Annotated in this window: 13 protein-coding genes; 10 read left to right on the top strand and 3 right to left on the bottom strand. The window is 46.2% G+C overall.

Annotated features, from left to right (window positions below; translation table 11 throughout):
* The first annotated feature begins 70 nt into the window (after nucleotides 1-70).
* Nucleotides 71-838: a sporulation protein YunB gene (yunB, locus tag FB592_RS00730; RefSeq protein WP_015483652.1), complete on the top strand. Its 768-nt coding sequence runs from the start codon at nucleotides 71-73 to the stop codon at nucleotides 836-838.
* A 27-nt stretch (nucleotides 839-865) separates the two neighbouring features.
* On the opposite strand, the gene lytH is transcribed toward yunB, so the two are convergent.
* Nucleotides 866-1,846 carry an L-Ala--D-Glu endopeptidase gene (lytH, locus tag FB592_RS00725; protein WP_103803739.1) on the bottom strand — a complete coding sequence of 327 codons (981 nt, stop codon included), beginning with the start codon at nucleotides 1,844-1,846 and terminating at the stop codon, nucleotides 866-868.
* Nucleotides 1,847-2,080: 234 nt separating this feature from the next.
* On the opposite strand from lytH, the gene lipA reads away from it, so the two are divergent.
* The gene (lipA, locus tag FB592_RS00720; protein ID WP_003222888.1) at nucleotides 2,081-2,977 is read left to right on the top strand and encodes a lipoyl synthase; all 897 of its coding nucleotides are present in this window, start codon (nucleotides 2,081-2,083) and stop codon (nucleotides 2,975-2,977) included.
* A gap of 15 nt (nucleotides 2,978-2,992) precedes the next feature.
* Here the strand turns inward: lipA and FB592_RS00715 are convergent, their stop codons facing one another.
* On the bottom strand, nucleotides 2,993-3,625 hold the full coding sequence (locus FB592_RS00715; RefSeq protein WP_021480537.1) for a YhcN/YlaJ family sporulation lipoprotein: 633 nt from the start codon (nucleotides 3,623-3,625) through the stop codon (nucleotides 2,993-2,995).
* A 113-nt stretch (nucleotides 3,626-3,738) separates the two neighbouring features.
* On the opposite strand from FB592_RS00715, the gene FB592_RS00710 reads away from it, so the two are divergent.
* From FB592_RS00710 to nucF, 3 genes are read left to right on the top strand one after another with little or no spacing between them, the layout of a single operon-like run.
* Entirely contained in the window at nucleotides 3,739-4,014 is a 276-nt protein-coding gene (locus FB592_RS00710) for a YutD family protein (RefSeq protein ID WP_003228682.1), read from the top strand.
* A gap of 23 nt (nucleotides 4,015-4,037) precedes the next feature.
* Nucleotides 4,038-4,472: a DUF86 domain-containing protein gene (locus FB592_RS00705; protein WP_003228684.1), complete on the top strand. Its 435-nt coding sequence runs from the start codon at nucleotides 4,038-4,040 to the stop codon at nucleotides 4,470-4,472.
* A gap of 28 nt (nucleotides 4,473-4,500) precedes the next feature.
* Nucleotides 4,501-5,271, top strand: a complete 771-nt coding sequence (nucF, locus tag FB592_RS00700) for a 5' nucleotidase NucF (RefSeq protein WP_043858611.1) — start codon at nucleotides 4,501-4,503, stop codon at nucleotides 5,269-5,271.
* 26 nt (nucleotides 5,272-5,297) lie between these two features.
* Here nucF and FB592_RS00695 read toward each other — a convergent pair whose 3' ends face one another.
* Nucleotides 5,298-5,798 (bottom strand): phosphatidylglycerophosphatase A family protein, encoded by a 501-nt coding sequence (locus tag FB592_RS00695; RefSeq protein WP_003243814.1) that lies wholly within the window; start codon nucleotides 5,796-5,798, stop codon nucleotides 5,298-5,300.
* A gap of 152 nt (nucleotides 5,799-5,950) precedes the next feature.
* Between FB592_RS00695 and cotNH the strand changes: the two genes are divergently transcribed.
* The 5 genes from cotNH to FB592_RS00670 all read left to right on the top strand — a co-directional run bounded on the left by cotNH (nucleotide 5,951) and on the right by FB592_RS00670 (nucleotide 12,537).
* Nucleotides 5,951-6,970, top strand: a complete 1,020-nt coding sequence (cotNH, locus tag FB592_RS00690) for a spore coat-associated protein CotNH (protein WP_031315327.1) — start codon at nucleotides 5,951-5,953, stop codon at nucleotides 6,968-6,970.
* A gap of 200 nt (nucleotides 6,971-7,170) precedes the next feature.
* A complete protein-coding gene (locus tag FB592_RS00685) occupies nucleotides 7,171-8,472 on the top strand; it encodes a homoserine dehydrogenase (RefSeq protein WP_014665242.1) in 1,302 nt (433 codons plus the stop codon).
* Complete coding sequence (thrC, locus tag FB592_RS00680; protein ID WP_043940272.1) at nucleotides 8,472-9,530, top strand: threonine synthase; 1,059 nt, start codon at nucleotides 8,472-8,474, stop codon at nucleotides 9,528-9,530. Before FB592_RS00685 ends, thrC begins: the two co-directional genes overlap by 1 nt.
* The gene (gene thrB, locus FB592_RS00675; protein ID WP_003228699.1) at nucleotides 9,527-10,456 is read left to right on the top strand and encodes a homoserine kinase; all 930 of its coding nucleotides are present in this window, start codon (nucleotides 9,527-9,529) and stop codon (nucleotides 10,454-10,456) included. The genes thrC and thrB overlap by 4 nt, the downstream gene beginning before the upstream one ends.
* 107 nt (nucleotides 10,457-10,563) lie before the next feature.
* Nucleotides 10,564-12,537, top strand: coding sequence for a S9 family peptidase (locus tag FB592_RS00670; RefSeq protein WP_103803738.1), 1,974 nt, complete (start codon nucleotides 10,564-10,566; stop codon nucleotides 12,535-12,537).
* The last annotated feature ends 22 nt before the right edge of the window (nucleotides 12,538-12,559 follow it).

Here is a 12,559-nt window from a genome sequence, read left to right as displayed (position 1 = left end):
TAAATTGGCCCCGGCTATTACTATGTCCCCTCTTACAAGCATACATTGTGATATGTAAGGGGGGATTTTCTTGCCAAGATATCGCGGCCCTTTTCGCAAGAGAGGACCTTTGCCTTTCCGTTACGTGATGCTCCTGTCCGTTGTCTTTTTTATCCTGTCAACAACGGTCAGCCTTTGGATGATCAATGGCTCGATCAAACCTGTTTTAATGGACATCGGCGAGATGGAAACGAAGCGTATAGCGACAGAGGTGATCCAGGATTCGATTGAGGACTATATGTCTGACAGTGAAAATATGAAAGATATGTTTCAAATGAATTCTGATGAAAACGGAAACTTAACGACAATCGATTTTAATACACAGGTTGTAAACAGTGTGAAAACAAAAGTGACAAAGCAGCTTCAGGCTCATTTGAAAGAGATGGAAACCCATACCGGACACAGCGGCGCCAGTGAAAACATTATGATCAACATTCCGCTGGGACAGGTAACCGGCAACAGCCTTCTTGGAAACCTCGGGCCGAAAATCCCGGTCCGGTTCAATTTAATCGGTGACGCTTTTACAGATGTCAAAACCAAAATCAAGCCGTATGGCATAAATAACGCACTTATTGATATCAGCATCTTTGTCGAAATTAAAGTGAAGGTCATCATTCCATTTGCCAGCAAAACCGCTGTCGTCACAAATAATGTTCCTGTATCGATTAAAGCAGTGCAGGGCGAAGTGCCGCAGTTTTATAATGGAAGCGGCGGCTCGGGTGTCACGCCTTCTGTCCAGCTCCCGAGCAGCAAAGAAGAAGACGGTGCTGATTCAAAAAAAGAAAAAAGCAGCAAATAAGCCGCCTGTCGAAGAGGCGGCTTTTTGTTACTTCTTTTTTTGGTATTCATATCGCTCCCACGCCCTCAAATGCGGGTATGGATCAAATGACCATTCGGTTCTTCCGTTATCTTTGTACATGCCATAGTGCAGATGCGGCGGGAACTTCCCGGCGGTTCCCGGCGGGCCGTATCCGGAGCTGCCGACTGATCCGATCACTTGGCCAGGCTCAACGATTTGTCCTGTTTTAATCCCTTTGGCAAACCCATTGAGATGGGCAAAATAATGATACGTATTGTTAATGTCCCTGATGCCGATTCTCCATCCTCCGAAGCGGTTCCAGCCCTTCATTTCAACTACGCCGTAACATGTGGATTTGACAGGAAGGCCGTAATGGGCAAAGATATCCGTACCTTCATGAATCCGTCTTCCACCGAAGCCGCGGGCATCTCCCCACGTGCTTCGGTAGCTGTAATCGGTTCTGATCGGAAGCGGGAATGCATGCTCGCCCAGATCAATATGGCCGTAGGCTTTAAACAGCTTCATGAATTCAGATATAATCCCCACTGTCTGATCACGCCGGTAATAATTCCAAAGCCCGATCCGGATGTTGTCTTCATCTGTGCCATACGACAGTAAGTATTGGCTGAACGTATACAAGATATCTTCATCGTTGCTGACCTCGGCTTTCCCGTCTCCATCGCCATCCATTCCCATTCCGTCAAACACTTTAATGCTTAACGGCGCATCGTCTTTCGGATTCGGGTTTTCAGGCCCGCTCCAGATATCATCGGGTATATAGATGCTGATGATTCCCGCCTTTTCAGGCAGATCTTTCCGGTTGCTCCGCACGTTTTCTTCGTATTGATCAACAGCGGCGAGCGCATACCAAGGGATCTGCGTCACAGCTTCGATTTTATGATATAATTCCATCCGTTTCGACAGCACTGGATCTGAAAGTTTTTTTCCAGACGCAGAAGGCTCAAATGCAAACAAAAGGAGAAGAAGAGCGGATAACAAAACTTTCACAAAATAATCTCCTTTCATATTGAATACACATAGTTTGCGGCAACCTGGCTTAAAAATGTCAGTAATCATCTTCCCTTGTCGAGAAATTTTTCCTATGTTAAAGTGTCTAAAGAAAAGACTTTCTTTAGTTAGAAAAACATTATTTTTGTTGCAGAACTAAAATCTGCACCTTTCTCGTTTTCAGAATGTTTCGTGTCAGAAATTGAGTATATTGGATATTGGAGATGATGGGAATTGGCAAAGAAAGACGAACACCTCAGAAAGCCCGAATGGCTTAAAATTAAATTAAATACAAATGAAAACTATACAGGGCTCAAAAAACTCATGCGGGAAAACAACCTTCATACCGTATGCGAAGAAGCAAAATGTCCGAATATTCATGAATGCTGGGCTGTCAGACGTACAGCGACATTTATGATTTTAGGTTCTGTTTGTACAAGAGCATGCCGTTTCTGTGCTGTCAAAACAGGCCTTCCAACTGAGCTTGACCTGCAAGAGCCGGAACGCGTAGCGGATTCAGTCGCGCTTATGAATCTGAAGCACGCGGTTATTACGGCTGTTGCGCGTGACGATCAGAAAGATGGAGGGGCAGGCATTTTCGCGGAAACTGTCCGTGCGATCCGCAGAAAAAGCCCGTTCACAACAATTGAGGTGCTGCCGTCTGATATGGGCGGAAACTACGATAACCTAAAAACCTTAATGGATACACGCCCAGACATCCTGAATCACAATATCGAAACGGTTCGCCGCCTGACGCCAAGAGTCCGTGCGCGTGCGACGTACGACCGTTCATTGGAATTTTTGCGCCGTGCGAAGGAAATGCAGCCTGACATTCCGACAAAATCAAGTATCATGATCGGGCTCGGCGAAACAAAAGAAGAGATTATTGAAGTAATGGACGACCTTTTGGCGAACAACGTGGATATTATGGCAATCGGCCAATATCTGCAGCCGACGAAAAAACACTTGAAAGTCCAAAAATACTACCATCCTGATGAATTTGCAGAATTAAAAGAAATCGCGATGCAAAAAGGCTTCAGCCATTGTGAAGCCGGTCCGCTTGTCCGTTCCTCTTACCATGCGGATGAACAAGTAAACGAAGCATCTAAAAAGCGTCAAGCCCAAGCATAATGCCAAAACGCCAGATCATCTGGCGTTTTTGTCATTCCTATCGATTTTCATGTCCTGACGCGTTTCTCCATTGGCATTTTCATTCTCTGAGACAGGGCTTCCTTGCGGGGAGGTTTTCATTTCTTGAATCGTCCCCGACATGATCTCTCTGATATCCCTTGAACCAGAGCCGAGATTGCTGTAATTTTCGACGGACTGCATATGGTTTGGATTATCGGAAATATACACGTGATAGTATCGCGGTATCACGGAAGCCGCTGTTTTTTTCACCTGATCGGCGGTCAGCTCCCGGTTTTTAGAATCGGTTTTGTATACGACAAGCGCTTCTCGGTCAGTCACCAATGTCGCAGCATCTTGAATATGGGGGAGCTGAACCGTTAAACTTGATATCATGTGAGCGGTTTCTTCCCGGTTCATCACCGGCGTTTTCTGCTGGTCTCCGTCAAATTGTTCTTTTTGATAGCGGACATAGCCAAATTGTTCGTTCTCATTATGCCTGTTAAAAGCCTCGTTGCGGTCCGACACATGAATGGGTTTGGTTTGATTCTGCGTCTGATTCCGGACATTTTGTGCATTATCCAATCCTGCGCCTCCGCACCCGGATAAAAGTCCGGTCAGCAGGCAGAGGCTGACAGCGGTTCGTTTCATTTATCAATCCCTCCTCATGTGTAGGGTAGCCAAATCGCATGATTTATTCTTTAGCAATTGATGGGGACGGGGCAATGAATTATGATAGGAATGAGTGAAAAAGAGGTGAGATCATGATTCTTATTCAAAATGCCGAATTTGAATTGGTGCACAATTTCAAAGACGGCTTCAACGAAGAGGCTTTTAAAGCCCGCTACTCCGATATATTAAATAAATACGATTATATTGTGGGAGACTGGGGATACGGTCAGTTAAGGCTCAAGGGCTTCTTTGACGACCAGAATCAAAAGGCAACCTTCGAAACGAAAATCAGCACATTAGATGAATATATTTACGAATACTGCAATTTCGGCTGTGCGTATTTTGTCTTGAAACGGATCAGAAAATAAATATACACAAAGGGGATGCTGTCATGTATTTTGTTGACAGAAGCAAAATCGAAAAAACACTAGGGTTCTTCGAGCACCAGCTGGCGCTATTTGACTCACAAACAGACTGGCAGTCTGAAATCGGGGAATTGGCACTTCAGCGTATAGGCCATCTGTTAATCGAATGCATTTTGGATACAGGCAATGACATGATTGACGGCTTTATTATGCGGGACCCGGGCAGCTATGACGACATTATGGATATACTTGTTGATGAGAAAGTTGTCACGGAAAAAGAGGGTGATGAGCTCAAAAAATTGATCGCCTACCGCAAAACGTTGGTTCAACAGTATCTGCTCGCTGACAGCGGCGAGCTTTACAGGCTGATCAAGGCGCATCAAACAGCTCTTCAGGACTTCCCGAAACGGATCAGAAGCTATTTGGAAACAGAGCTAGGACCTGTTTCTGCGTTTAAATAACAACTGGAAAGCCACAGGAGTGTTGGATATGAAAACATATAAAGGGTATTTAATTGATTTAGACGGAACGATGTACAATGGCACGGAAAAAATCGAGGAAGCGTGTGAATTTGTCAGAACGCTGAAAGATCGCGGCGTTCCTTATCTTTTCGTGACAAACAACTCTTCGCGCACACCGAAGCAGGTAGCGGACAAGCTCGTGTCTTTTGATATTCCGGCAACAGAAGAGCAGGTCTTCACGACCAGCATGGCAACTGCCCAGCACATTGCACAGCAGAAAAAAGACGCGTCTGTGTATGTGATTGGGGAGGAAGGAATCCGCCAGGCGATTGAAGAAAATGGCCTGACATTTGGCGGAGAAAACGCGGACTTTGTTGTTGTTGGCATCGACCGTTCCATTACATACGAAAAATTTGCTGTCGGCTGCCTGGCAATCAGAAATGGCGCCCGCTTTATTTCCACTAACGGAGATATTGCGATTCCGACTGAAAGAGGGCTTCTGCCGGGAAACGGCTCACTGACATCAGTGTTAACCGTATCTACAGGTGTACAGCCTGTATTTATCGGCAAGCCGGAATCAATTATTATGGAGCAGGCGATGCGCGTTCTCGGCACAGATATGTCTGAAACACTCATGGTCGGCGACAACTACGCCACTGATATTATGGCCGGCATTAACGCGGGTATGGATACGCTGCTCGTTCACACAGGCGTAACGAAAAGAGAACATATGACAGACGATATGGAAAAACCGACTCACGCCATTGACTCTCTGACTGAATGGATTCCATACATTTGAAAAAAGGGCGCCCTAAAAGGGTGCCCTTATTCTGTATGCCGCGCGCGGTGAGCAAGTCTGCTTGAAGCCGCGGCGGAAATCGCTCCGACGATGTCATCTAAAAAAGTATGGCATTCACCGGTTGATTTATCATTCAATCGTTTAAGGATTCCGGGTTTTTCTTTGTCGATGTAACCGTAGTTCGTAAACCCGATCGATCCGTAAATGTTCACAATGGAAAATGCCAGAACTTCATCTACTCCATATAGGCTTTCATCTATTTCCAGCATCGTTTGCAGCGGTTCAGACAGTTTTTTCTGCTCAGCAAGAACATCCAATTCAATGCCCGTTAAAATCGCGTTTTGCACCTCGCGTTTTGCGAGAACACGATTGACGTTCAGCGTGCATTCATCAATGGTTAGATCCGGATGATATTTTTTCTGCAGAAAAAAGACAAGCTCGGCAATGTCTGATACCTCAACGCCGCGCTCCTTCATCCGTGCTCTTGCTTTAGCTTCCATCTGACTGAATTGTTCGTTTTCTGACATCAGCTTCACCCAATCTTTTTTACTAGTTTATACAAAATGCTTGAGAAGTTTACGACTTTTTCTTGCGCCTTCTTCGGATTAAAATATGTATTCATAATTCCGGCTGTGTATGACTACGATGTGATGAGCCCTAATTCAACAGGCAGGTGATCTTGGTGAAAGGTACAATAAAAGAAAAATACGGCATTCACATCAGGCAGCTTTCCATGTACCAGCACACATATCAATGCTTTCAGACGCCTAATTCATACTTTCTGATTGTCCCCGTTTCCCAATTCTCAGATACAGAGCTGGCGGAGCTTTATTACATGAGTCAGTATTTACAAGAACAAAGTGACCCATACGTTTCAGTTTTTATCTTTACAAAAGAAGGTGAGCTGACATTTGAACATGATGGAAAAACGTACGCTCTGCTGAAGGCGGCCCCCCCTTATTCAAACAGGGCGTTCTCCATTGGAGCGGAGCTTGCGGAATTTCACCGAAAAGGCCGAGGATATCCGTATGAGGTGAAGGCAGCCGGAAGAATCGGCCAGTGGAAGGATCTGTGGGGAAAACGAATTGATCAGCTGGAAGCATTTTGGCAGAGAAAGGTTCAGACCCCTCCGCATGAGCCATTCGATAAAAAAATGATCGAATCATTTCCCTATTATTTAGGACTGTCAGAAAACGCGATACAATATTTAGTGGACACTGAGCTGGATGACAAGCCCCAAGCCGCTGATTCAGGAACGATATGCCATCAGCGGATGGAAAGGCATACATGGTCACCGGAATCATTGATCAGGATTCCGGCCGATTGGGTGTTTGACCACGCTTCCCGTGATTTGGCTGAATATATGAGGCATACTTTTTTGCATCACAGACAAGATTTTAATCAGCAGGGCTTTCTCTTTTTACAGGAATACGAGCAAGTCACACCGCTGTCTTCGTTTTCGAAACGCCTTTTATACAGCCGTCTGCTTTTCCCGCTTCATTATTTTGAAATCGTGGAAAGCTATTACATGTCATCAGAATCAGAAAAGCATTATTTTGAAGAACAGCTTGACTTCATTCTTAATGACTGTGGGCGTTATGAACAATTTCTCAATACAGCGCAGGAATTCATGAATATGAGGGCGCAGAAGCTGTTTGTTCCACGCGTCAGCTGGCTCGGCAAAGGCAGCTCAGGGTGAGGAGAAAATCTGACAAAAATAATTAGAAAATAAAGAATCTTGTCATATCAATGCGTTAAGCGTTTACATTCGCAAAATTCAGCCTAATGCTGTCTTGTCAAAATAGGAGCGGGCTTATATAATGTTTGTAACTTATATGTCTGTGTTGAGTTAACAATTGTCTTTTTCAAGAGGACAATCAAAAGAAAGGTGGAGTTTTTTTGAAAGCGATTCGTGTAGGGCTTTTAGGTTTAGGTACCGTCGGAAGCGGTGTCGTTAAAATTATTCAAGACCATCAGGATAAGCTTATGCATCAGGTCGGCTGTCCGGTTACGATAAAAAAAGTGCTTGTAAAAGATGTAGAGAAAAAGAGAGAAGTAGATTTGCCGAAAGAAGTGCTTACAACAGAAGTGTATGATGTCATTGATGATCCAGATGTTGATGTCGTCATCGAGGTGATCGGCGGCGTTGAGCAGACAAAACAATATTTGGTCGACGCGCTGAGATCGAAAAAGCATGTTGTCACAGCAAACAAGGACTTAATGGCTGTGTACGGCTCCGAGCTGCTTGCTGAAGCGAAGGAAAATGGATGCGATATCTACTTTGAAGCCAGTGTTGCCGGCGGGATTCCGATTCTGCGCACGTTAGAGGAAGGCCTCTCATCTGATCGAATTACAAAAATGATGGGAATTGTGAACGGCACAACAAACTTTATCTTAACAAAAATGATCAAAGAGAAAAGCCCATACGAGGAAGTGCTCAAGGAAGCGCAGGATCTCGGTTTTGCCGAAGCTGATCCGACTTCTGACGTGGAAGGGCTTGACGCCGCACGGAAAATGGCGATATTGGCGCGCCTCGGCTTCTCGATGAACGTGGATTTGGAAGACGTCAAAGTAAAGGGGATCTCCCAAATTACAGACGAGGACATCAGCTTCAGCAAACGCCTCGGCTATACAATGAAGCTGATCGGGATTGCTCAGCGTGACGGCAGCAAAATCGAGGTCAGCGTACAGCCGACACTGCTTCCTGACCACCATCCGCTTTCTGCTGTTCATAATGAGTTTAACGCTGTTTATGTATACGGCGAGGCTGTCGGTGAGACGATGTTCTACGGGCCGGGAGCCGGAAGCATGCCGACAGCGACATCCGTTGTTTCTGACCTCGTCGCTGTCATGAAAAATATGCGCCTCGGTGTAACCGGCAACAGCTTTGTCGGACCGCAATATGAGAAAAACATGAAATCGCCGTCTGACATTTATGCACAGCAGTTTTTAAGAATTCATGTAAAAGATGAGGTTGGTTCATTCTCGAAAATTACATCTGTGTTCTCAGAGCGGGGCGTGAGCTTTGAAAAAATCCTTCAGCTGCCAATTAAAGGCCATGATGAGTTAGCTGAAATCGTAATTGTCACACATCATACATCAGAAGCTGATTTCAGTGATATTTTGCAAAACCTAAATGATTTGGAAGTCGTTCAAGAAGTCAAAAGCACATATCGTGTAGAAGGGAACGGTTGGAGCTAATGTGGAAAGGACTTATCCATCAATATAAAGAATTTTTACCTGTAACAGATCAAACACCGGCGCTAACTTTACATGAAGGAAACACACCTCTTATTCACCTGCCTAAGCTGTCTGAGCAGCTCGGAATTGAGCTTCATGTCAAAACGGAAGGCGTCAATCCTACGGGATCATTTAAAGATCGCGGAATGGTTATGGCTGTGGCCAAGGCCAAAGAAGAAGGCAATGACACGATTATGTGCGCGTCAACAGGTAACACTTCCGCTGCTGCGGCAGCATATGCAGCCCGTGCTAACATGAAATGCATTGTCATCATCCCGAATGGAAAAATTGCATTTGGAAAACTCGCTCAAGCTGTCATGTACGGAGCCGAGATTATCGCAATTGACGGAAACTTTGACGATGCGCTTAAAATTGTCCGTTCCATCTGTGAGAAATCACCGATTGCCCTTGTCAACTCAGTCAACCCTTACCGCATTGAAGGCCAAAAAACTGCTGCCTTCGAAGTGTGCGAACAGCTGGGGGAAGCGCCTGATGTTTTAGCGATCCCGGTCGGAAACGCTGGAAACATCACTGCGTACTGGAAGGGCTTCAAGGAATATCATGAGAAAAACGGCACAGGCCTTCCGAAAATGCGCGGCTTTGAAGCTGAGGGTGCGGCGGCAATCGTGCGCAATGAAGTGATTGAAAATCCTGAAACAATAGCGACAGCCATTCGTATCGGAAACCCGGCAAGCTGGGACAAAGCTGTAAAGGCAGCCAAGGAATCCAATGGGAAAATTGACGAAGTCACTGATGATGAAATCCTTCACGCATATCAGTTGATCGCCCGTGTAGAAGGCGTGTTTGCAGAACCAGGTTCTTGCGCGTCTATCGCAGGAGTGCTGAAACAGGTGAAATCCGGAGAAATTCCGAAAGGCAGCAAGGTCGTAGCTGTGTTAACAGGAAACGGACTGAAAGATCCGAACACAGCGGTCGACATTTCAGAAATCAAGCCTGTCACATTGCCGACTGATGAAGACAGCATCCTTGAATATGTAAAAGGAGCGGCCCGTGTATGAACGAAGCCGACATGCTGTTCTCTGTCACTGTTCCCGGAAGCACAGCTAACCTAGGCCCCGGCTTTGATTCAGTCGGAATGGCGCTCAGCAGATATTTGAAGCTGACCGTCTTTGAAAGCGACAAATGGTCTTTTGAAGCTGAAACAGAAACAGTCGCCGGAATTCCGGCGGGTACAGATAACCTGATCTATCAAGTGGCTAAACGGACCGCAGATTTGTACGGAAAAGAAATGCCTCCTGTCCATGTGAAGGTGTGGAGCGACATCCCGCTTGCACGCGGCCTTGGCAGCAGCGCCGCGGCGATTGTAGCGGCCATTGAACTGGCTGATGAATTATGCGGCTTAAAGCTGTCTGAAGCGGACAAGCTGCATTTAGCCAGTCTAGAAGAAGGACACCCGGACAATGCTGGCGCTTCTCTCGTCGGCGGACTTGTGATCGGCCTGCATGAGGATGACGAGACCCAAATGATCCGCGTCCCGAATGCTGACATTGACGTAGTCGTTGTCATTCCTTTTTATGAAGTGCTGACAAGAGACGCGAGAGACGTGCTTCCGAAGGAGTTTCCATATGCCGATGCCGTAAAAGCAAGTGCTGTCAGCAATATCCTCATTGCTGCGATCATGTCGAAGGATTGGCCGCTTGTCGGGAAAATCATGAAGAAGGATATGTTCCATCAGCCGTACCGGGCGATGCTTGTGCCTGAGCTGTCAAAAGTAGAGCACGTCGCCGAGATGAAGGGCGCATATGGAACGGCTCTCAGCGGAGCAGGCCCAACGATTCTCGTCATGACCGAAAAAGGAAAGGGAGAAGAGCTAAAAGAACAGCTCGCGCTTCATTTCCCTCATTGTGAAGTAGACGCTTTGACCGTTCCGAAAGAGGGAAGTATAATAGAGCGAAATCCTTTATATCAAGTAAAAAGTGTATAGATCATGCCAAGCGTCCCTCAGCGTCAGCGGAGGGCGCTTTTTTTTGCTGGAGATAAAGGAGTTTTTATTTAGAAAAACGAAATACATGTAAAAAGGAGGAGATGAATATGAAAAAGCTGATAACCGCAGAAGACATCACAGCGATTGTCTCTGTGACCGATCCTCAATACGCCCCAGACGGCACCCGTGCCGCATATGTAAAATCACAAGTAAATCAAGAGAAAGATTCGTATACATCAAATATATGGATCTATGAAACGAAAACGGGTGGATCTGTTCCTTGGACACATGGAGAAAAGCGAAGCACCGACCCAAGGTGGTCTCCGGACGGGCGTACGCTAGCCTTTATTTCTGATCGAGAAGGCGATGCGGCACAGCTTTATATCATGAGCGCTGAAGGCGGAGAAGCAAGAAAACTGACTGATATCCCATATGGCGTGTCAAAGCCAATATGGTCCCCGGATGGCGAATCGATTCTGGTCACTGTCAGTTTAGGAGAGGGAGAAAGCATTGATGACCGAGAAAAAACAGAGCAAGACAGCTATGAACCTGTTGAGGTGCAAAGCCTCTCCTACAAACGGGACGGCAAAGGGCTGACGAGAGGCGCGTATGCCCAGCTTGTGCTTGTCAGCGTAAAGTCGGGTGAGATGAAGGAGCTGACAAATCACAAAGCTGATCATGGTGATCCTGCTTTTTCTCCTGACGGCAAATGGCTTGTTTTCTCAGCTAATTTAACTGAAACAGATGATGCCAGCAAGCCGCATGATGTTTACATGATGTCACTGGAGTCTGGAGATCTTAAGCAGGTTACACCTCATCGCGGCTCATTCGGATCTAGTTCATTTTCACCAGACGGAAGGTATCTTGCTTTGCTTGGAAATGAAAAGGAATATAAGAATGCAACGCTCTCAAAGGCGTGGCTCTATGATATCGAACAAGGCCGCCTCACATGTCTGACTGAGATGCTGGACGTTCATTTAGCGGATGCGCTGATTGGAGATTCATTGATCGGTGGTGCTGAACAGCGCCCGATTTGGACAAAGGACAGCCAAGGGTTTTATGTCATCGGCACAGATCAAGGCAATACGGGCATCTATTATATTTCGATTGAAGGCCTTGTATATCCGATTCGTCTGGAAAAAGAATACATTAATAGCTTTTCTCTTTCACCTGATGAACAGCACTTTATTGCCAGTGTGACTAAGCCGGACAGACCGAGTGAGCTTTACAGTATCCCGCTTGGACAGGAAGAGAAACAGCTGACTGGCGCGAATGACAAGTTTGTCAGTGAGCATATGATATCAATACCTGAAGAGATTCAATATGCTACAGAAGACGGCGTGACGGTGAACGGCTGGCTGATGAAGCCTGCACAAATGGAAGGTGAGACAACATATCCACTTATTCTCAACATACACGGCGGTCCGCATATGATGTACGGACATACATATTTTCATGAGTTTCAGGTGCTGGCGGCGAAAGGATACGCGGTCGTTTATATCAATCCGAGAGGAAGCCACGGCTACGGGCAGGAATTTGTAAATGCGGTCAGAGGGGATTATGGAGGAAAGGATTATGACGATGTGATGCAAGCTGTGGATGAGGCTATCAAGCGAGATCCGCATATTGATCCTAAGCGGCTCGGTGTCACGGGCGGAAGCTACGGAGGTTTTATGACCAACTGGATCGTCGGGCAGACGAACCGCTTTAAAGCTGCCGTCACCCAGCGCTCGATTTCAAACTGGATCAGCTTTCACGGCGTCAGTGATATCGGCTATTTCTTTACAGACTGGCAGCTTGAGCATGACATGTTTGAGGACACAGAAAAGCTCTGGGACCGGTCTCCTTTAAAATACGCAGAAAACGTGGAGACACCGCTTTTGATACTGCATGGCGAGCGGGATGACCGATGCCCGATCGAGCAGGCGGAGCAGCTGTTTATCGCTCTGAAAAAAATGGGCAAGGAAACCAAGCTTGTCCGTTTTCCGAATGCATCGCACAATTTGTCACGCACCGGACACCCAAGACAGCGGATCAAGCGCCTGAATTATATCAGCTCATGGTTTGATCAACATCTCTAATAAAAAAGCCAGGCTGATCAAA

This window comes from Bacillus sp. SJZ110, assembly GCF_006715455.1.
Classification (GTDB): Bacteria; Bacillota; Bacilli; order Bacillales; family Bacillaceae; genus Bacillus; species Bacillus subtilis.
This window is presented reverse-complemented; position numbering and strand designations above follow the sequence as displayed.

What these genes read in the sequence shown, in the direction of transcription:
- FB592_RS00695 (WP_003243814.1), bottom strand. Translation starts at nt 5,798, where the DNA reads ATGTCAGAAAACGAACAATTCAGTCAGATGGAAGCTAAAGCAAGAGCA.
- FB592_RS00710 (WP_003228682.1), top strand. Translation starts at nt 3,739, where the DNA reads ATGATTCTTATTCAAAATGCCGAATTTGAATTGGTGCACAATTTCAAA.
- FB592_RS00670 (WP_103803738.1), top strand. Translation starts at nt 10,564, where the DNA reads ATGAAAAAGCTGATAACCGCAGAAGACATCACAGCGATTGTCTCTGTG.
- FB592_RS00705 (WP_003228684.1), top strand. Translation starts at nt 4,038, where the DNA reads ATGTATTTTGTTGACAGAAGCAAAATCGAAAAAACACTAGGGTTCTTC.
- nucF (WP_043858611.1), top strand. Translation starts at nt 4,501, where the DNA reads ATGAAAACATATAAAGGGTATTTAATTGATTTAGACGGAACGATGTAC.
- thrC (WP_043940272.1), top strand. Translation starts at nt 8,472, where the DNA reads ATGTGGAAAGGACTTATCCATCAATATAAAGAATTTTTACCTGTAACA.
- thrB (WP_003228699.1), top strand. Translation starts at nt 9,527, where the DNA reads ATGAACGAAGCCGACATGCTGTTCTCTGTCACTGTTCCCGGAAGCACA.
- FB592_RS00715 (WP_021480537.1), bottom strand. Translation starts at nt 3,625, where the DNA reads ATGAAACGAACCGCTGTCAGCCTCTGCCTGCTGACCGGACTTTTATCC.